The sequence below is a fragment of the Pedobacter sp. UC225_61 genome (assembly GCF_044452285.1).
In the GTDB taxonomy this organism is placed as follows: domain Bacteria; phylum Bacteroidota; class Bacteroidia; order Sphingobacteriales; family Sphingobacteriaceae; genus Pedobacter.
Window position 1 is genome coordinate 2,686,182 of sequence record NZ_JBIOAL010000001.1, and the last position, 20,986, is coordinate 2,707,167.

Annotated in this window: 19 protein-coding genes; 9 read left to right on the top strand and 10 right to left on the bottom strand. The window is 36.4% G+C overall.

The genetic code is table 11. The features are described from left to right. Nucleotides 1-6: 6 nt before the first annotated feature. The 7 genes from ACHMWN_RS12255 to ACHMWN_RS12285 all read right to left on the bottom strand — a co-directional run bounded on the left by ACHMWN_RS12255 (nt 7) and on the right by ACHMWN_RS12285 (nt 7,827). Complete coding sequence (locus ACHMWN_RS12255; RefSeq protein ID WP_397301413.1) at nt 7-591, bottom strand: sigma-70 family RNA polymerase sigma factor; 585 nt, start codon at nt 589-591, stop codon at nt 7-9. Between the two features lie 41 nt (nt 592-632). Continuing rightward, a complete protein-coding gene (locus tag ACHMWN_RS12260; RefSeq protein WP_397301416.1) occupies nt 633-1,070 on the bottom strand; it encodes a thioredoxin family protein in 438 nt (145 codons plus the stop codon). Between the two features lie 6 nt (nt 1,071-1,076). After that, nucleotides 1,077-1,772: a peroxiredoxin family protein gene (locus tag ACHMWN_RS12265; RefSeq protein WP_397301418.1), complete on the bottom strand. Its 696-nt coding sequence runs from the start codon at nt 1,770-1,772 to the stop codon at nt 1,077-1,079. Between the two features lie 158 nt (nt 1,773-1,930). Continuing rightward, a complete protein-coding gene (locus ACHMWN_RS12270; protein WP_397301420.1) occupies nt 1,931-2,425 on the bottom strand; it encodes a hypothetical protein in 495 nt (164 codons plus the stop codon). Nucleotides 2,426-2,725: 300 nt separating this feature from the next. Further along, the gene (locus ACHMWN_RS12275) at nt 2,726-4,720 is read right to left on the bottom strand and encodes a SusD/RagB family nutrient-binding outer membrane lipoprotein (RefSeq protein WP_397301422.1); all 1,995 of its coding nucleotides are present in this window, start codon (nt 4,718-4,720) and stop codon (nt 2,726-2,728) included. An 18-nt stretch (nt 4,721-4,738) separates the two neighbouring features. Continuing rightward, nucleotides 4,739-7,498, bottom strand: a complete 2,760-nt coding sequence (locus tag ACHMWN_RS12280; RefSeq protein ID WP_397301426.1) for a SusC/RagA family TonB-linked outer membrane protein — start codon at nt 7,496-7,498, stop codon at nt 4,739-4,741. Nucleotides 7,499-7,533: 35 nt separating this feature from the next. Continuing rightward, a complete protein-coding gene (locus tag ACHMWN_RS12285) occupies nt 7,534-7,827 on the bottom strand; it encodes a carboxypeptidase-like regulatory domain-containing protein (RefSeq protein WP_397301428.1) in 294 nt (97 codons plus the stop codon). A 541-nt stretch (nt 7,828-8,368) separates the two neighbouring features. Here ACHMWN_RS12285 and ACHMWN_RS12290 point away from each other — a divergent pair. Continuing rightward, the gene (locus tag ACHMWN_RS12290) at nt 8,369-10,543 is read left to right on the top strand and encodes a catalase (RefSeq protein WP_397301430.1); all 2,175 of its coding nucleotides are present in this window, start codon (nt 8,369-8,371) and stop codon (nt 10,541-10,543) included. A 56-nt stretch (nt 10,544-10,599) separates the two neighbouring features. Here ACHMWN_RS12290 and ACHMWN_RS12295 read toward each other — a convergent pair whose 3' ends face one another. After that, nucleotides 10,600-11,073 carry an ankyrin repeat domain-containing protein gene (locus ACHMWN_RS12295; RefSeq protein ID WP_397301432.1) on the bottom strand — a complete coding sequence of 158 codons (474 nt, stop codon included), beginning with the start codon at nt 11,071-11,073 and terminating at the stop codon, nt 10,600-10,602. 139 nt (nt 11,074-11,212) lie between these two features. Continuing rightward, nucleotides 11,213-12,196, bottom strand: a complete 984-nt coding sequence (locus ACHMWN_RS12300; RefSeq protein WP_397301435.1) for a Gfo/Idh/MocA family protein — start codon at nt 12,194-12,196, stop codon at nt 11,213-11,215. A 135-nt stretch (nt 12,197-12,331) separates the two neighbouring features. On the opposite strand from ACHMWN_RS12300, the gene ACHMWN_RS12305 reads away from it, so the two are divergent. The 3 genes from ACHMWN_RS12305 to ACHMWN_RS12315 all read left to right on the top strand — a co-directional run bounded on the left by ACHMWN_RS12305 (nt 12,332) and on the right by ACHMWN_RS12315 (nt 13,830). Continuing rightward, entirely contained in the window at nt 12,332-12,616 is a 285-nt protein-coding gene (locus ACHMWN_RS12305) for a hypothetical protein (RefSeq protein ID WP_397301438.1), read from the top strand. A 623-nt stretch (nt 12,617-13,239) separates the two neighbouring features. Continuing rightward, complete coding sequence (locus tag ACHMWN_RS12310; RefSeq protein ID WP_397301441.1) at nt 13,240-13,548, top strand: hypothetical protein; 309 nt, start codon at nt 13,240-13,242, stop codon at nt 13,546-13,548. Between the two features lie 75 nt (nt 13,549-13,623). Beyond that, entirely contained in the window at nt 13,624-13,830 is a 207-nt protein-coding gene (locus tag ACHMWN_RS12315) for a YtxH domain-containing protein (protein ID WP_397301443.1), read from the top strand. Between the two features lie 63 nt (nt 13,831-13,893). Here ACHMWN_RS12315 and ACHMWN_RS12320 read toward each other — a convergent pair whose 3' ends face one another. After that, nucleotides 13,894-16,080 (bottom strand): hypothetical protein, encoded by a 2,187-nt coding sequence (locus ACHMWN_RS12320; protein ID WP_397301445.1) that lies wholly within the window; start codon nt 16,078-16,080, stop codon nt 13,894-13,896. Between the two features lie 98 nt (nt 16,081-16,178). On the opposite strand from ACHMWN_RS12320, the gene ACHMWN_RS12325 reads away from it, so the two are divergent. From ACHMWN_RS12325 to ACHMWN_RS12345, 5 genes are all read left to right on the top strand, one after another. Continuing rightward, the gene (locus tag ACHMWN_RS12325; RefSeq protein ID WP_397301448.1) at nt 16,179-17,234 is read left to right on the top strand and encodes a glycoside hydrolase family 130 protein; all 1,056 of its coding nucleotides are present in this window, start codon (nt 16,179-16,181) and stop codon (nt 17,232-17,234) included. 10 nt (nt 17,235-17,244) lie between these two features. Beyond that, nucleotides 17,245-17,853, top strand: a complete 609-nt coding sequence (locus ACHMWN_RS12330; protein ID WP_397301450.1) for a hypothetical protein — start codon at nt 17,245-17,247, stop codon at nt 17,851-17,853. A 91-nt stretch (nt 17,854-17,944) separates the two neighbouring features. Beyond that, nucleotides 17,945-18,625, top strand: coding sequence for a DNA polymerase ligase N-terminal domain-containing protein (locus ACHMWN_RS12335; RefSeq protein WP_397301453.1), 681 nt, complete (start codon nt 17,945-17,947; stop codon nt 18,623-18,625). Nucleotides 18,626-18,657: 32 nt separating this feature from the next. Continuing rightward, complete coding sequence (gene ligD / locus ACHMWN_RS12340) at nt 18,658-20,706, top strand: DNA ligase D (RefSeq protein WP_397301455.1); 2,049 nt, start codon at nt 18,658-18,660, stop codon at nt 20,704-20,706. Between the two features lie 15 nt (nt 20,707-20,721). Further along, nucleotides 20,722-20,985 (top strand): DUF3606 domain-containing protein, encoded by a 264-nt coding sequence (locus ACHMWN_RS12345; RefSeq protein WP_397301458.1) that lies wholly within the window; start codon nt 20,722-20,724, stop codon nt 20,983-20,985. Nucleotide 20,986: the final 1 nt, after the last annotated feature.

Genomic DNA, 20,986 nt, shown 5'->3' on the forward strand with positions numbered 1-20,986 from the left:
GTTAAGTTAAATCCAGTTTTTTTGAAGACAAGACCTTAGGCTTACTTTAGTTCTGTGCATAATAACTCCAAAATTTGATGTAGTTACTTGCAATTCCTTGCAAATCGTTTGTGTCGATTCATCATCTATATGTTTTAACGTAAATACTGCAAACCATAAAGAAGGTAATTTCTTCATACAAGCCTGCAGTATTTTTTGAAACTCTTTATTTTCAAGTGCATTTGGTTGTTCAATTCCGAATAGGATAGGTCTGTACTCATCATTCCAATGTCCGTTTTTAGAATCGAAGAAATCTGCATCATCCTGTTCAGTTAAAATATTCTTTTTAAGTCCTGATGATTTAGCTCTATATACATCGATAATTTTGTTTTTTAAAATTGCAGTAAGCCATGTTTTTTCTGTACTTCTACCTTCAAAATTGTCTTTACGTTCCAATGCTGCTAAAAAAGTTTCTTGCAAAAGATCTCTAACCAAATTTTCATCATGAAGACGGGTTATCGCAAAAGCATACAAGTAATCAGCATATAGATCAACCCATAGGTGTGGATTAAGATGTTTTTTCTCACTAGTTTCTGGTTCGTCTGTTTGCATTCGTAAATTTAATATTCTAAAATTGTTTATGTCAGTTTGAATTACTTTAATACTTGTTTCCCGAAATCAATGAGCTGTTTTGCATTCAGATAACCTATGGAGCGAAAAACAACCTTTCCATTGTAATCAAGAATTAAAAGTGTGGGATATTCTTGCACATCCCACTTTAAAGCTAGATTAATTCCCTCACCTTTTTCCATATCTAGTCCTACGTTCACAAAGTTTGTATTAAAAAAATCAGCAACCTTTGCATCTTTAAATGTGGTAACTTTTAACTGTCTGCATGGACCGCACCAAGTTGCATAGGCGTCAACAAATATAAATTTACGTTCTGCTTTTGCTTTCTTTAATGCAATCGAAAAGGTATGCTCAATAAATGATATGCGTTTGTTTTTAACTATAGGACTGTTGAACGTAGAGAATGAACTCAGTGATAATAGTGCTCCTAATAGGAACAAATGATAGATTTTAGCTAACATAACTAATTAAATTTCTTCACGAAGTGCAGCAGAAGCAGCTTTCAATAATGGTGCGCTTAATCTTTGAGTGATATTTGGGTTGATGTATTCAAATAGAATCATTCCCTTTTTATTTAAAATAAAAACCGATGGAACTGGTAATAATTTATCAACGTTTTTTCCTCCTGAAGTCTCTGGTAAAAACTTATCGTAACTTTTTGGACTTTTAAAAGCAATGCCAAAACGCTTCGATGCAGCTAAGTTAGCATCAGATAAAAGTGTATAAGTGAGTTTTTGCTTATCCATTGTTTTACTCAAATTATCTGGGCTGTCTGTGCTTATTGCGATAATCTGATAACCCATCTTCGTCAAATCTTTTTCAATCTCCTGTAATCCAGCAAGCTGTTTTGAGCAATATGGACACCAACCTCCACGATAAAAAACAAGAATAGTAGGCGTTTCAGCAACCGATTTGTTCAAATCAAATAACTCACCTGAAGATTTTGGTAATTTCAAAATAGGAATTTGCTCACCAATTAATAAAGGACTTACATCTTCTGGTTTCAAAGGAACACCCGCTGTCATTTTAATGGTATCTACAGAAACAGTTGGTACTAAACCAATGGAAGAACCTGAACTTTTACTTGCAGTAGTACTCCAACTAAATGCTGAAAAACTGATAAAAATAAAGAGGAGCAATGAATTTTTTAAAGTAGTTTTCATAATTTTTTATGGCTTAGTCGAAAATTTCGTCGAGTTCTTACAGTAAATATTTTTTAATTTAATTTCTAAACGTAAAAAAGCTTATTACAAAAAAATGCCACTCATTTGAGTGGCATCTATACTATTAGAATTTAAAAAATAACAAAGCATTTAAACTATTAAGTAGGTCTTATTATATTCCTTTTGCTTAAAAAATAAAAACCTAATCCCCCTACAACAATTAGTAAAAATCCAATATAGTCATCAATAGGACACATGATATAACCTGTTAATTGACCAGACTGTTCATAATAATAATCAGTACCACCTCCAATTTTATAATCATAAGGTCCAGTACATTCAGTACAACGTGACCGTGTTCTAATTACACAATTACCTAGGTCTGTTCCATGACAATACATACCAGATCCTATTTGACCTGATGTAACTACGGCATTAGTTTCATAAGCAGGTCCGTACCAAGATCCACGTGGGCTATTAACCCCTGACGGATTTGTATAAAGATAACCTGTGTCATCAGAAACACATCCTGTAACGGTATAAGCGTAAACAGTATTACTTAAAAACAATAAAAGAGCAACGAAAAAATATTTTAGTCTGCTTTCGGCTTTTGCACCGCAAAGAAAATGGCGCAATTTATCTAGAGTATCCATAACTATATTTTTATGTCGATATACCATCTTCAAGGTATATGCCATAACTATTAAAAAAGATTACAAAAATAAATAAAAGCTTCTTAAAATGCAGTAAATGCAGGTTAATTTTAGGTAACATTTAAACAACCTTTCGGAATGAAGCAAGTTTTGCAATGAGTTCGCAAAGTCTATACTTAATAGTTACTGTCTCAATAGATGTGAAGGCTGATTTTTAAAATTCAAAAAAAAACGAAAAGGCCCTTTTCAAGGCCTTTTCGTTCAGTTTCTAACTGAGATTATGAATATTTCTGCAAAATTTTATTTTAGATAATTTTGATACTCTGCATCTGTAGCACAATCCCACCAAACAGGCATAGACCATATATTTGGATCAGTTGCATGTGGATTTAAAGCTAGGGTATTAATAGAATTATATTGTATTTCATATACAGGTGGCAATGCCCAACGGCGCATCCAATATCTTGGATCAGTTTTACCAGCACCTGTTAATTGAGCATTACCAGTAAATAATGGACCTCTATCATAACCTGGATAAACAACACCAAAACTTCCTACGTTACCTGCACTAAAATTAAAGCGACGCATATCATTCCAATTCTCAATGCTGCAACCCATGGCAATGAATTTTTGCAACATAATGTCTTGCATGGTTAAAACACCTCCATTTTGGGCAACTGCACTACTTGAAAGATAAGTTGCAATATCGCCTGCATTCATTGGTCGCATATCAGGATTAGTTGTACCATAAGTGCCTTGCCATTCAGTTAATTTTGTTTGCATCATATTAAGGTGTGCTGTAATGCCTCTTTTATAGGCATCATGTGCTTTGGCAGTTTCACCTTTTCGCAAATAGACCTCAGCCTCTATAAAGCACATTTCATGATAGGTTAAAATCTCAAAATCTGAAACAGGATGAAGTTGGAATGAACCTGTAGAACCAACTACGCCTGCATTAAAAGCTGTTGCATTCACATACCAATTTACATCTGTTTGACCTTGAGCTGGATTTCCAGAAGTGGCAATGGAGTTACTACGTAAACTTACATAAGTAGTATCGCCAGCTAATACATAATTAGTACTGTTAATAAACATTGAACCAGCTTTATAGGTAACAGTAACATCGTTTCCACTAACCGTATACGTTTTCCCTTTAGCCACCAAAGAAGCAATAAAATCAGCCCTGTCAGTGGAGTTTGAAATTGTATACTTTATATTTGTATTGGCGGCAGCATAAGTTGGCGTAGCAATAGATGTAGGACTTCCTGCCTTCAATAATCTTGTTGCAGGTCCATAAGAATCAACACCTATAGAGCGAATCCAATCATAAGATTGCACTTTACCGTTTCCATCCAATTTAACATTAGACATCGCAGCAGGTACAATTTTCGTCATCCTTGGATCTGTTATACCTGAAGAGCGCATATTAGTTAAGAGATTGTAATAGAACTGAGAGATACGCTGATTATTACCATAAGCTGCATAATTAAAGTTTCCATTTGTTACGATTGGGTCACCAATCAAATAATCGGTTACTGTACTGTTATTAAGACCTTGTTCAACTACGTTGTCGGCATTCGATTGTGGGCCTTTCGATAAACAGATCAATATAGAATCTGGATTATATGCATCTGCTTTTTTAGACAGTTTAAGCATGTAACGGGCTTTTAATCCCCAACATAATTTTATCCATTTGTCAATGTTTCCTTTGTTGATCATATCACCACCTGCAAGCGCTGGTGCACCTGCTTCCTGTGCTTTGCCGAATAGGCTGATGGCTTCATTCAATTTTGCCATACAGCCATAATAAATGGTTTTGCCGTTATCTGGCTTAGGGCTTGGGTTTCCTGTTCCCGCCTCTTTGTAGGGCATTTCTCCATAAAGATCTAGCATTTGCATATAACCTAAGGCATGGAAAACATCAGCTGCTGCCATATAGTGATAAGCACCTTGTTTTTTAGCGCTATTGTACATATCCTCTACGTTTGAAGATGTAGCTACAAACCAAGTTTGGTATGGAGTAGTAGAATTGGCATTGGAAGCTTGCCATGTAGTAGAGAACGTATTTTGAGCTGCTGCAATGGCATAATAAACACCTGATTGGCATGCAGTACGAAAATTAGTTACACCTGCTGAGTACATATAAAAATGCTGAATCCAAGGCAACCTGTTTTCAATCAATACCGTTTGGTTATTTGGGTTATCTGGATCTACGTTAACATCCAACCATTTTTTACACGAAGTGACCGTGGCTACGAGTATACACCCGAATATAATATATTTTAATTTTTTCATGATATATTTTTCAATTGATTAAAAAGAAACATTTAGTCCAAAGGTAAAGGTCCTAACTGCTGGTACCCCAAGGTAATCTATACCAGTAGAACCCGAGCCACCTGTTCCGCCCGCTGCACTTACTTCAGGATCCATACCTTTATAATTGGTCCACGTTAAAAGATTAGTTCCTACTACCGAAGCAGATAACCCTTTAATAAACGTGGCTTTCTTTACCAAATCTTTAAAGTCATAGGTTAATGATACGGAACGTAGTTTCAGCCAGTTTACAGAAGTAAGGAAGTTATAAGAATTAGCAGCATAGTTATCCCAATAGCGTTGGATCATGTTTGTACCTGCAACAGTAGTTGTTCCAATAGTGTAAGTTTTACCAGCTTCATAGGTCTGTGTAAAATCTGCTCCAGTAACACTATTCACTCCGCTTACAGTAACCGATTGTCTATCGTTTAGTAATGTACGTTTGCTTAAGCCATTTGCAACCAAAGCATATTCAGTACCATTAAACACATCACCTCCTTTACGAATATCTAGCAAGAAAGAAAATGAAAGGTTCTTGTATCGGAAATTATTATTAAAACCACCAATAAAATCTGGCTCACGATTGCCTACAACAGGGTTGTTCGTGTTTAATTTATACAGACCAGTAGTAGGGTCAACCTGGTAACGGCCATTTGGAATTTCTGCTTTATTTGCATCTAATTCACGAAGATAAGGAGAACCAGTCAATCCAAGAAAATAACCGCCATTAGGAACCGATGCTGCCTTTACTGTTCCAAATTGGGCATCTGTTGGGTAAAAGTAAGCTATTCCAGGAATAAAGCTACCTAATCTACCCTTGTTGTAAGAAAAGTTAAGTGTTGCATCCCAAGAGAAATCCTTATTGGCTATTGGCTTTGCTGTTAATGCAATCTCCATACCCTTATTAATTACAGTACCGCTGTTAAGTACACTGAAAATAAATCCACCAGATTGTGCTAAACGTGGCGACCCAATTTGATTTCTTGTTTCACTATGGTAATAAGTATAATCTAAGCCAATACGTCCTTTCAAAAATCTAAGCTCTGCACCGATTTCCCACGAACCCTGCTTCTCTGGTTTTAAATCTGGGTTACCAGCCGCCCATTGGTTACCAACGGCAGTATAAGAGCCAATAGTATAAGGCGCATTTACATAGGTCAATGTTGCATATGGGTCTGTATCTTTACCTACATCTGCCCAACTTGCCCTAATCTTTCCGAAAGATAGAATATCGTTTTTAGGGAAAAGTTCTGTAAACACAAATGACCCACTTACTGATGGATAAAAATAAGAATAGGCATCAACAGGTAATGACGATGCCCAGTCATTGCGTCCTGTAAATGTTAAATAAGCAATACTCTTATAAGATACGCCTGCTTCTCCATAAACACCTACCAAACGCTTTCTACCAGTTGCATCCGTAAAAAACTTATTGGTGTTCGCAATATTAGCTAAACTGATAGTACCTGATGTTATAAAATTATATCCCCAATGGTTCTGACGTAACGTTTCATTACTTTCAGTAGTACCACCTAACATGATATGAGCATCAAAGTCTCCAAATGTTTTATGCCAGTTGCTCATTAGCGTAGTTGTGATGAAGCTATAGTTCACCATATTTTTGCTTAAACGACCATTCTGATATAATGGAGCAAGTGCAGAACCTGGAGTAATGTAAGTGTAGTCATTGGTGGTATATTGATCATAACCTACACGGGCAGTAACATCCCACCAGCTCGCTATTTTATAATTAGCACTAAGCCCTCCGGTAAAGCGCTTGGTTTGTGAGGTTAACTTATCTTTATTAATGATCCAATACGGATTATCTCTATCAGATGCCAAATCAAGTGTTCCGGCATAAGGACGAAATTGAGTGCCATCTGGATTAACATAATTCTTAATATCAAATACAGTAGGCCAACTATACAATGCTTGCATACTTCCTACACCACTTCCATATAAACCAGAAGTAGTTAAGGTTCTATCGATATCAGCGACAGAATAAGCTGCATTTGCATCTACAGTCAACTTTCCGTATTTCTGCTGACCATTAAAACGGAAGGTGGTTTTATCATATCCAGTGCCCGGAACAATACCAGACTGATCAAAATTTGATGCTGATAAAAAGAAACTTCCGGTTTTTGAACCTCCAGAAACGTTAACATTATTATCATACACCGCACCGTTCTGAAAGAAAGTGCCAATGTTATCATATGTTGGTGTACCTGCGGCAATCGGTTTACCCCATGAAGTATATGCATTTAAATCACTAAAGACACCATTAGCTGCATAAGAACCTGGACCAAAAGAGGTTTGCACTTCCGGCAGCTTATTAGCCTGAGATGTACTTAATCTACTAGAGAAATTTACCTGAATAACACCTTCACTTCCCTTTTTAGTAGTAATAATGATTGCTCCATCAGCAGCTCTAGAACCATATAGTGCAGCAGCAGCAGCGCCTTTTAAAATAGATAAGCTTTCAATATCTTCCGGGTTGATATCCATTACACGGTTCGAATAAGTGGTATTACTACGTGTTAAACCATCTGTGCCTGAATTACCAGATACCGAAGTGGAGTTGTCATAAATTATTCCATCTACTACAAATAATGGCTGATTTTGTCTGCCCTCTGCTGTAGAACTACCTCCACGAATGGTAATTGAAGCTCCTGCACCAGCCGAACCACTAAATTGGGTCACATTTACGCCCGGTGCCTTACCCGTTAAGGAATTGATAATGTTGGTGTTTTTGTTTTTCATCAATTCTTGCGAATTCAGCTCCGTAACAGAATAGCCTAAAGCCCTTCTTTCTTTTTAATACCCATCGCAGTAACTACCACACCCTCCAGTTGAGCTGCAGATTCAGCTAAGGACACCTGCATGTTATTAGCTGCTTTTACGCTTTGAGTGGTAAAACCAAGATAGCTAAATTCAAGCATCTCTCCTGGATTTGCCGAGATCGAAAAGTTACCTTGGTCATTGGTAACAGCTGTTCGACTAGGATTGAATGCTTTCACAGATACTCCTGGAATAGGCGTTCCACTGTCGGAGGAAAGCACTTTTCCATTAATAGAAACCCTCTGAGCCATCAGAGTGCTCGAGATCATGCAAAAAAATGCACACATGATCCAACTAAAAAGTCTACGTTTTCTCATAATTAATCTAAGTTGTTTTTATAATTGTTTGTTAATTGCACGTTTATTCTGCAAACCTAAAATAGCACTCATTCGAAAACATATCCAGAGATAAAAGATAGGTTCAGTTTGTTGGTTTAATCATCTCATGTGATCTATTTTTTTCAAAGAAAATCAACCACGAAATGTAGATAAAAAATATCTAAGCATAATTTATCATAAATTCAATAAACTTTCAATTTTTAGTAGTTAATTTCTTCAACACATTCTAAACATTACAGTTGTATAAAGCATTTATGCTTGATTTCAAGTATCTAAAGAGTATTTTAGTCTTGTTTGTAACTTAATAAATATGTGATTTTGAACAGTAAAATTTTTGATAGATATAGCTGAGTTTATTGATATTAGTTCCAACAATTATCAACATTAAAAATAAGCTTGATTTTTGAAACATAACATCTAACGCTTTGTTTCCTTTATACTAACATCACAACTTATGGCTAAAAAAACACTTACACCAGAACAGGCAGCATTGCCAGGGAACCAAAAAACCAAAAAACTTAAACCACATACTGCTGATGCCACGGGACAACCCATGACAACAGACCATGGCGTTAAAATTAACGATGATCAAAATTCTTTAAAGGCAGGCGACCGTGGTTCTACCTTACTAGAAGATTTTATACTTCGTGAAAAGATTACTCACTTCGATCACGAACGCATTCCCGAAAGAGTTGTACATGCCAGAGGTTCTGGTGCACATGGCGTTTTCAAGTTATACAAAGCAATCCCAGAATTAACCAAAGCACAGTTTTTAAACGATACTGAAATAGAAACACCAGTTTTTGTGAGGTTTTCTACAGTAGCAGGTTCAAGAGGATCAACCGATTTAGCTAGAGACGTACGTGGCTTTGCCGTAAAGTTTTATACTCAAGCAGGAAACTTTGATTTAGTAGGCAATAATATGCCCGTGTTCTTTATTCAAGATGCAATGAAATTTCCAGACTTAGTGCATGCAGTAAAACCCGAACCAGATAATGAGATGCCACAAGCAGCATCTGCTCATGATACTTTTTGGGATTTTATTTCTCTAATGCCTGAGTTTGCCCACATGGTGATGTGGCTAATGAGCGATAGGGCAGTACCAAGAAGTTACCGTATGATGGAAGGTTTTGGTGTACATAGTTTCCGTTTAATTAACGAAAAAGGAGAATCACATTTTGTAAAGTTCCATTGGAAACCATTATTAGGCGTACATTCAATAGCATGGGATGAGGCACAAAACATTTCAGGAAAAGACCCAGATTTTCATAGACGAGATTTGTGGGAAGCTATTCAAAGTGGAAACTTTCCAGAATGGGAATTTGGTATTCAAGTAGTACCAGAAGCTGATGAACATAAATTTGACTTCGACTTATTAGATCCTACTAAGCTAATTCCTGAGGAACTAGTGCCAGTGCAACGTATCGGTAAACTAACATTAAATCGAAATCCAGATAATTTCTTTGCAGAGACTGAACAAGTTGCCTTCCACGTTGGACATATAGTTCCAGGGATAGATTTTACAAATGATCCACTCATGCAGGGACGCCTATTCTCTTACACAGATACCCAATTAATTCGTTTAGGAGGGCCAAATTTCCATGAAATACCAATAAACAGACCAGTTGTTCCGGTACATAATAACCAAAGAGATGGCTTTATGCGCCAAACCATTAACGTAGGCAAAGCCAGTTACAACCCAAACAGTACAGGAGGTAATGATCCAAAACAAGTTAAGGAAGCAGAAGGTGGATTTGTTAGTTACAATGAAAGAATAGATGCAAGAAAAGTAAGAGCAAGAAGCAAAAGCTTTTTCGATCATTACTCACAAGCTAAATTATTCTACAATAGTCAATCACAACCAGAAAAAAATCACATAGTGGATGCCTTTAGTTTCGAACTTGGCAAAGTAAAAACACCAGCAATACGCGAACGTATGCTAGCAGTACTTAGTCAGGTAGATCTTGATCTGCGTAACAAAGTAGCTGCAAATTTAGGTATAGCAGCCAGCAAGAGATCAGAACCAGTTACAAACCAAGGCATCCCAGCCGATGCTGAACAAAAAGACTATCAATCCGCACAAGCACAACCATCAGTAGAAAAATCGCCAGCATTAAGTATGGCAACAACTATAAAAGATACCATCAAAACACGAAAGATTGCATTTCTGGTAGCAGATGGGGTAGACGAAGCTTCGCTAAGTAACATGAAAAAAGCATTGGTAGCCGAAGGAGCAGTAGTAGAGCTAATTGGCAACAGACAAGGAAGTGTAATGACTGATAAGAAAACAGCAATGCTATTAGATGAAAGTTTATTAACAGCATGCTCAGTACTGTACGATGCAGTATTTGTACCAGGAGGGAAGAAAAGCGTTGATGCACTTAGCCACGAACCAGATGCAATTCATTTTCTAAATGAAGCATGTAAACATTGCAAAGCAATTGCATTAGATGGAGAGGCGACAACATTACTAGAGTTAACTTATTTTGGTAAAGGAGCAACTAAAAAACCAGTAAGTGATGATGGGGTATTAATAGGGAATAGTAAAGAACTCGCCACCAAATTTATAACTGCCATAGCAGGACATAGGTTTTGGGAACGAGAAAAACAACGTAAAGTACCAGCATAAATAAAACCCAATAAAATAAAAAAGGCTACAATTAATTGTGGCCTTTTTTATAAAGGTTATGCGGTCAGCAAATCAATTGCCTCTTGGTTCCCTTGTTGAGCAGCCAAATCAGCAGCCCTAAGCCCCTTAGTATCACAAATTGTGGTATCAGCGCCATACAGTAGTAAAAGCCGCACCAAATCATTCCTGCCAAACATAGCAGCAAACATCAATGCTGTACCACCGTTTCCATGCTGTAAGTTTAAATCAGCACCATTTTCAATCAGCAGTTCAGCAATATCTGGGTATCCCTTAAAAGCTGCACCCATCAAGGCAGTATTACCGCCAAGATCAGCAGCATTAACATCTGCACCATGTTTAATTAATAATCTTGCCGCATCAAGCTGATGGTTATAACAAGCTATAATCAATGGAGTATATCCTTTCGGATCATGTACATTCAAATTAGCATCCCCCTTAATAAGTTCAGTAAGAACATCAAGGTCACCAATTCTCGAAGCGTGTATTAAAAGTTCTGGTTCAAGTTCCATAGTTTTTATGTGAGGTTTTTGTGCTAGAATAACAAAAGAACAGCAATATGGTTTGTTATCTTGATTATAACTTAACTGCCTAATTCGAACTACTTACTGCAACCTTCTAATTAACAGAAAAGAATAACAATCAAAAGCACTAAAAGCTAAATTTATTCCCTGTGAGCTCGTCTATAATCCGCATTGTCTTAATCCCTTCTTCAGCAGGACAAGGGTTAATTGCAATTTCATTCGTAAAATACCGAACAACTTCTGCAATCATCGGTTCTTGCACATGCTTCGAATGGATAAAAGGAAAATCAGTAACCTGTCCATCCTTAGTCAGGGTAATCATATTCCCATGAAAAGCAAACCGAATACTTCCGTTAGCACCCACAATCTCACACAAATCTTCCTGCATGGGCGCATCAAAGCACCAAGTACCCGTAACAGGTAGCGTTCCATAAGTTAGCAAAGCTGAAACAATATCGTCAGCCTTACTTTGTAAGGATTGATTGGCCGAAAAACCATGGACAATCGTCGGGGTTCCAAAAAACCAATTAAGCAAATCAATATGGTGAGGAGCTAAATCGTGAAAAAGACCACCGCCAGAAATTTCAGGATGTACCCGCCAATTCTCTTCAGAACTAGCAACAATCGATGTAACCACAGGTTGATAAAATCTAATGGTTACAAAACGAAGATCACCAATTTCATTAATCAGTTCTTTAATCTTGTTAAAATAAGGCATCGCTCGTCGGTAATGGGCAACCGTAAGTTTTGTGGAATATTCTTCAGCAGTTGTCGCCATCCGCTCACAACTTTGTGCAGAAAGAGCCATTGGCTTTTCTACATATACGGGTTTTCCAGCTTTAAGCGCTTCAATAGTATACATTTCATGAGTAGAAGGAGGAGTAGCAATATAAATAGCATTTACCTCAGGATCATGAATTAGATCATGAGCCGATGAATACCAAACCGGAACACCATGGCGCATGGCATAATCTGCAGCCTTTTCTGCATTTCGTCGCATAACAGCATAAAGTTTAGAATTTGGAATGTGATTAAAATCAGGACCACTTTTTACTTCAGTAACATCACCACAACCAATAATACCCCAGTTTAACAAGTGTGTAGTATTCATATTCAAATGTATCTATTCTGCTCAATTTAGAAAAAAAGAAACTTAAAAATCAACTAGTTGAATAATACCTTCCTATGAGAATGAATGAAACAAATTGATACACCAACTGTTATTAAAACATAATATTTAACCGTTATGAACAACGATAAGAAAATAGAAACACCACCTACAATAAAGGAAAGTAACATCAAAGGAGAGAAAATCATTTTCGATATTCCGATTAAAGAAAAGTTAGCTCATGTTATCGTCATCAAAGATGAAGACCAATACCATATCAACCTAGATGGTGAAGATTTAGGAAGTTTTAGTAAAGAAACCAATGGAAAGATTAAACGCTTTGAACAACCAAAAGGTGCACACTTAGATGATGAAAATTATGTTAAACCCATTGAAGAAAAACTCAAAGAGTTAAACAAGTAAACGATTAGCAATGCAATTAATCTAATTGCTGTTAAAAAAAACCATACGGATAAAGTTGTTCAATCCGATCAGCTATGGTATGCAATAGTGGTTCCTTTAAGTTTCCGTGGTTCTTACATAAATGCAAAATATGGTGACGATCCGGAGTAAAGCTAGCAACTAACTTCCCATCCTTATACACACTAACTTTACAACGCAGTTCATCAGGATGTGGATATTCCCCAACTTGGAAATCATATGTCTTTTTATCTAAAGTAACACGAATAGGATGCATGGTACAATTAATTAGTTTTCTTTTTCTTAACAGTTTCTTGCTTCTCTTTTTTCATCACTTCCTTTGCTCGCTTAAGACCAGTCGCAATAGCAATTCCTTCATCACCCGATTTCCTCAAGTATAGCGTTAGCAATTTCCACAGCTTTCTCTCTTAAAGGAACAGGGAGGTTTTTATAAGATGGTGGGTAATCTCCTTTTGGCCAAGGCATACGCTTAAAATTTTAGTTTAATTGGATAACAATTTGCACTTAAAAGGGTTTTGAGAAACTGCTGTCAATTTTTCTTTTTACTGCATTTTTTGCAGGTTGAATGTAAAGTCGTGCAAAATTGCAATAATATCATTCCATTAATGGAAAGCTTTCACCCAGACCTCGTGTTAGTTGAATACCTTCTGCCGTCTGTAAAAAAAGATAACCGTTTTTCAGGTATTCCAGTAATCTTGTATTCAGCCTATCAACAAATTTTATGGTCTGTAAAAGCATATGGCTGTGATGAATTTATCGCGAAACCATTTGAGTTAGATGACCTGTTATTTTCTGCAGAAAGATTAATAGTGAGAGTAAAAGAGAAAAGAAGATTTTCGCTTTTAGTAGACACGGTCAAGAACAGATTAAGTTATATGGGGAAGTTCCTTGGACTAAAAGGATTAACAGCTTGATTTTAATTTAATTTTTCACGAAACATTTCCGCACTGCGGTTGTTTTTTAGGTATAACTTTTAAAAAAAACTAATTATGGGATTTATCAAAGGAGCACTGTTTGGCATTGCTGTATATGCGGCAGTTCAACACATAACTAAAAAAGACATACTTACTGGAAGATCATTGCTAGATGATTTTATGGATAAAGCACCGGAATACGTAGATAAAGTAAAGGACTATGCTTCACAAGTAAGCAATGAATTTACCGACGACTTTAGAGAACCAGAAATGAGAATATAAAGTATTACACATCTACCTTAAAGACCAATCAATTTGATTGGTCTTTTTTTTTATTAAGAATCACTACCAGGTAATCTCCAACTGTTGATCTCCATTTACGAAGAACTCGAAATGTCCTTCCCTCGTCTTTTTAGATGATAATGTAGTACCATCAGCTATTTTTAAATGGAATCTGCCTTTTACGCCATTTGGAATAATCCGTAAACGGCATTGTATTCTTTTATCTCCCCCTAATTGAATGCTCAACGCAGTAGAGCTTGTTTTTCGCTTAAATGGAATTGGATAATCCGCATACAACAAAAATTTTTCATCAACATTGTGATAGTGCCGTGGTAGAATGCCAAAAGCATTCCCAGCACCATAAACCTCCTGACCAACCTCACCAGATTTCTCCCAACCATCGTGTAAATCTTCCAAAGCAACCCACAATTTATTATCAACCTCACCAACTTTTACATCTTCAGATAACATATCACTTGGTAGCATTGGCGGATAATAATACACAGCTCTATTTACCAAGTAACGAATATATTCGTTTGCCAAAAGCTTAATTGATGGAAGAATATCAACCTCTTTAGCATGTAGTAAATAATCATGCAGTGCACAAAAAACTTCTTGCTCCTCATAAACTGCGGTATAAGGCGCATCAGATAACGGGAATAGTGCGAAGAAAGTTGGATAATTCTCACCATAACCATAATTGCAATCCCAAAGTTGTACGTTTTGAAATACATTTGCTAAGCATAAATTAGAGAGATAGAGATAATCCTCGTTTTTAGTAAGCTTATATAAACGCAGTAAAGCGCCAGCCGAAAAAGTAGTATTATTAGCCTGATAAAAGAGCTTAAAGCCTTTACCTTTTAAACTCTTCGCCGATAGTTCTGCTTCTTTCAGGTATTTTTTATCATTCGTCAACTCATAAGCCTGAAGCATAACATGCGCATAAATCCCAGCCACATCATGTTGTCCACCTTCGCCAGGTTTGGTTTCTTCCTTAATCACTTCCAAAGTATCCATCTTGTAAAATACGGGCCAATTGTATTTAAAATGTTTAGCTACTTTTGTAGCATAAGATAAAGAATTAAGAAAAAGTTCATTTGCTATTTTATCTCCCTTAAGTGCCAATCTAGATAAGTTCAACAACGGATGATGTAAATACCAAGAGTCCATAACCATGGGTTTTTTTTGTTCTTCTTCTCCCTTTAACTTATCTTCAGCTGCGGGTAACCAACGAACAATGGTTTTTAATTTTTCATCCCAGAATTGTGGAAGACCATTCTTGATCTTATCAATAACAGGTAATAATTTACCACTCCATTCTGTATAGTCTAATAGAGGCAACAACACCGCTAACTGTACCATAATTTCTGGCGGAGTATCGTAATCTGAAATGTAAGCGTTAAAATACTGGTTGCCTTCCACTTGGCACCAACATCCAGGCGCATCAATTAAATCATGCAGTCCTTTGTTCAAAATGTCTGGCCAATTAATATATGTAGTAGTGGGTTTTGGAATTTCCAAGTAAACAGCCGCAAGTAAGTTTAAGTATTGAGTAGTAAGTTCGCTTTCACCTTTCGCCGTGTTTGCATCAAATGCAATAATTGCATCGCTAATAACGTAAGTTGTACCAGCTTGTAACGGATCATCTTTGGTTACAGGTAAAGAAAATCCAAGTTCAGGCCATAATCCACCAACTGTTTCTCCAGCAGAGGTTTTAGTCTGTTGGTTATAATCTGCAAGTGAAGTTAAATTTTGGAAATATAACAAACTTCCAGTATGAGGTTCATCTAAACTAAAATGCAGAATTCCAGATCTTGTACCTACTTGTTTTACATGTACAGTTCCTTTATTTTTTTGACTGTGTGAATTTTCACGTAAAATGATATCCTTTGGCCAAAAAGGGATATGCAAATTGGTTTTAGGAATAAGTTTAGTGTTATATTTTAAAATTGGAAATTCACCATCTGTGAACGCTATCTTAACTTTAGAGGTTCCCATACTAGATTCTAATGAGATAGTGATTCCATTATCAGTCATCGTTTTCCTTTTAATCACAAGGCCGTGATCTGGCGAATAAATTGGCCTAAAAGCGATATTACCATTTTGCCATTTACAATAAATGTATAGCGCATCGCTAGAATTTAGAATAGTAAAGCAGTAGTCGCCAATTGTTTTCTCAAAAACGGTTGGCATTTCATCATTAATAAGAGAAGTAACTGCGGCTATTTGCCAAGGTGAGATTCCATTCATTCCAAAAAATTAGCTGTAATAACAATAGGTAAACACCTAATTTTTTTGGTTGTTTTTAAATTGTTAGAACTATTCGTTACGCTTGGTGTTTTTTTTACATGAAAGATTTAGCAAAACGTTTTCCCGATAATCCAATTTTATTGCCAAAAGATATTGCATCTAGCGATAATGGACTTCAGGTAATTTGTTTACTTAATCCAGGTGTTTTTCGTTTTAAAGGGAAGATATGGTTGTTAGTTAGGGTAGCTGAGAGCATTGCGCAAAAAGAAGGCTTTATCTTTTTTCCAGTGATGAATGAAATGGGTAAATTAGAAATTATTGAAGTTCCACTAAACGACCCAGACCTTATAGGTAGCGATGCCAGAGTAAGAAATTATAAAGGATTAGATTACCTAACTACAGTTTCACATTTGCGCTTATTGTCAAGTACAGATGGAATTTCTTTTACAGAAGAACCTGAATATGCAGGATTATTCGGAATGGGAGAACTAGAACGTTTTGGAATTGAGGATTGCAGAGTGGTAGAAATAGAGGGAGTATTTTATCTCACCTACACTGCAGTTTCAGATTCTGGGGTAGGGGTTGGCCTTAGAACTACAACTGATTGGAAATCTTTCTCTACTCCTGTAATGATGTTACCACCACACAATAAAGATTGTGCAATCTTCGAACGCAAGATCAATGGTAAATTTTATGCAATACACAGACCGAGTTCTAAAGAGATTGGTGGCAATTTTATTTGGCTTTGCGATTCAACTGACGGTTTACAATGGGGCAATCACAAATGCATAATTAAAACCAGACCAGAAATGTGGGATAGTGCAAGAGTAGGTGCAGGCGCCTCCCCAATTTGGACAAAGCAGGGTTGGTTAGAGATTTATCATGGCGCTAATGCAGATCATAGATACTGTTTGGGTGCTTTTTTAATGGATCTCAACAACCCATCAATTATACTAGGAAGAACGGAAGAGCCAATTATGGCACCAACAGAAAGCTATGAACTTTCTGGTTTCTTTGGTCATGTGGTTTTTACAAATGGTCACGTAGTGGATGGAGATAAATTAACAATTTATTATGGTGCGGCAGATGAATTTGTATGTGGTGCAGAATTTTCAATTGCTGAAATAATAAAAAAGACTTTAGAAAACAATTAATAAAATAGATATGAGCCAATATAAATTAGTGCCCGAGCAACTACATGGTAGTGAAATGAATGCAAGAAGCGAAACAATAGTGCCAAATATTGAGCAAGCGGTAACATTTTATCAATTGGTAAAATTGAGATTGTTTGAAGTAAGTAATTGGGATAGGGTATGTGGTACTTCTGCAACAACCTTTCAACTTACACTACCCGATGGTTCACCTTCTTTTAGATTAGAAGTTGGAAATCTAATCAGGATAGATATACCTGGTCCAGGTACTTCTGCAGGCGATGGATATGATTGGGTACGAATTGAACAGATTGATAAAAATGAAGGAGCAGAGCTAGATGAATGGACTGGATTTACCGTTAGACCTTGTTCAAATCCATTTCATCCTGAGCTTGGCGTAGCACATTTCTTTTCTGATGTAGCTACGTCTACTTTTATTGTAGGCAGAAGCGGGCAAACTGTTTGGGCTGAAATGCATGGGCGTAATGAGGTGCCAAATGGAACTACCGAGAAAATTTTTGATGGGTTACGTAATGCAATGGTTGGTTGGACAGCAAAAGTTGGACTTTCTTATCCGCAATGGAAATTATTAGTAGATGGATTGGTTAAAAAAGATGATTAATTTTAAAAGGATACTATATGGTTAGCCAACTTTTTCATTCTTCGAAACTATTTATTCGCATTACTGTTTTCTTTATAGCAAAGTAATAGCAATGGGACTAGATAAATATAACCAAAAACGAGATTTTTCTAAAACCGCTGAACCAAAGTCAGGTAGAAGCAAAGATCCTGATAAATTAATGTTCGTCATTCAGAAACACGATGCTTCTCGTTTACACTATGATTTTCGTTTAGAAATGGAGGGCGTACTAAAAAGTTGGGCGGTACCCAAAGGACCAACTTTAGATCCCAAAGTAAAACGATTAGCAATGATGGTCGAGGATCATCCATTTGATTATAGAAATTTTGAAGGAATTATCCCGCAAGGCGAATATGGAGGTGGAACTGTAATTGTTTGGGATCAAGGTTGGTATGAAACGATAGATCCAATTAAAGGGAAAAAGGCTCAAGAAAAGTACCTATTGTCAGAGCTTAAAAAAGGTTCTGTTAAAATGCGATTGCATGGAGAGAAGCTCAATGGCGAATTTGCCTTAGTCAGAACTCATGGTATGGGAGAAAATTCATGGTTATTAATTAAGCATGATGATGATTTTTCGACCAAAAAGGATGTATTGAAGTTAGATAAATCCATACTTTCTGATAAAACAATTGACGAAATGGAGAAATCCAGTGATAAGGTATGGCACAGCAATAAAGAAGAAAAAATTGAGGCTAAGCAACCTAGTAAAAAAAAACTAAAGCAAAATCAAAAAAAGAAGATGAACAGCTGCTAGAAGATTCTGAGGTTTCTGATGATTCAGTCAAAATGGATACAGCTAATATTTTAAAATCTGCACCAAAATCTGCCATATTAAAAAATGTAAAACCAATGCTCGCAACATTGGTTGATGCTCCCTTTGATGACCCAAATTGGCAATATGAAGTGAAATGGGATGGATATAGAGCGTTAGCTTTTATCAACAAAGGAAAAGTCGAATTACTTTCACGTAATAATAAATCTTTTAACGACAAATTCTATCCAATCCATAAAATCATTTCCTCTTGGAAGATAAATGCAGTAATTGATGGAGAAATTTTGGTGTTAAATGATAAAGGAATTTCAAATTTCGGCTCGCTGCAAAACTGGAGGAGTGAAGCAGATGGAGAATTAGTATTTTATGTTTTCGATATACTTTGGTACGAGGGTAAAAAATTAACAGGATTGCCTCTTGTAGAAAGACAGGCAATTTTAAATGAAATACTACCAACAGATGATGATAGAATACGGATTTCCAAAGTATTCGATGCCAATGGTACAGATTTCTTTGCAGCTGCAGAAAGAATGGGACTGGAAGGAATTATGGCCAAGCTTAAATCATCTACCTATGTGCTTTCTAATCGTTCTAAAGATTGGTTAAAGATTAAAGTTTCAAGGAGACAAGAAGTGATTATTGCTGGCTTTACCCGTAATGAAGATACTTCTAAACTTTTCAGTTCATTGATTTTAGCAGTATGGGAGAACAAAACTCTTACTTATGTAGGTAAAGTGGGAACTGGATTTTCAGACTCTGACCAAAAAGAAATGATGGAGGCATTTAAGCCCTATATCACAGACAAAAGTCCATTTACTGTCGTTCCAGATATTAACAAACTATCTCGCTTTCAGCATAAACAATTAAATGCCAAAGCAACGTGGATGAAACCTGAATTGGTAGGTGAAGTGGCTTATACCGAAGTAACCGATGAAGGAATATTTCGCCATCCAGCATTTAAAGGGATGCGGATGGATAAAAATGCGAAGGATGTAGTGCGTGAAACAGCTGCTCACACTGAAGAAGTAGTGCAAGAAGTTGAAACGAATATGGATGATAAATCCAATGAAACAGAAATTTCACCAAATAAGCATGCTACTGCCATACGACCACCAAAAGTTACCATTCCTAAAACTTTATTAAATCCAAAAGATGAAACCCAAGTACGTAAAGTAAATGGAAAGGAACTTAAGTTTACTCATTTAAGTAAAGTGTATTGGCCAGAAGATGGCGTAACCAAACGTGAAATGTTTAACTACTATTATCAGGTTGCCGATTTTATGTTACCTTATTTGAAAGATAGACCACAATCCTTAAATCGTTTTCCAGGCGGAATTCATGGACAAAGTTTTTATCAAAAGGATGTGAAAGGGAAAGCGCCAGAATGGGCAAAAACTTTTCCATATTCTACAAGTGATGGCGAAGAAAAAGAATATTTAGTTGGCGATGATGTAGCGACACTACTTTGGATGGCTTCTTTGGGTTGTATAGAGATTAATCCTTGGTTTTCAAGAGTGCAGTCGCCAGATAATCCAGATTATTGTGTAATTGATCTTGATCCCGACAAACATCATTTTGACAAAGTAATTGAAGCCGCCTTGACCGTAAAAGAGGTATTAGATTCAATTAATGTTCCTAGTTATCCTAAAACTTCTGGTTCAACAGGCATACATATTTATATCCCTATGGGTGCAAAATATACCTATGACCAAACGCAGCTTTTTGCAAGGATTATCGTTGGTATAGTAAATGAAAAACTACCTGATTTTACATCCTTAGAGCGTATGGTTTCGGCCAGAAAAGGAAAAATGTATTTAGACTTTTTACAAAATAGACCTGGAGCAACTATTGCAGGCCCTTATTCTCTTCGTCCAAAAGTAGGTGCTACTGTATCTATGCCTTTAGAATGGGATGAAGTAAAACCAGGATTAAAGATGAAAGACTTTACCATTTTTAATGCAATAGAACGACTTAAAAAGAAAGGAGACATCTTTAAAGGGGTATTGGGTAAGGGTATTGATTTAGAAAAAGCAATTAAAAAAGCACAAGAGATTTATCCATAAATTAATAATAGACCGATGGAATTGAACAAGGATAATTTAGGCTTCGAGGAAAATATTCCTGATCCGGATGAAATAAGAGAACGTTATCCAATAGAAGATGATAGTGATACACTTGAACCTTTTGTAGATGAAAATGAGTGTCGAGAAATAAATACTTATGATCCAGAAGATGTAGCTCACTGGGCACAGGAGTTTCAAATTAGTGTAGAAGATTTGAAATCAGCAATTGTACTCAATGGAAATTCGGTAAAGGAAATTAAGAAATATCTGAGTGTGTAGT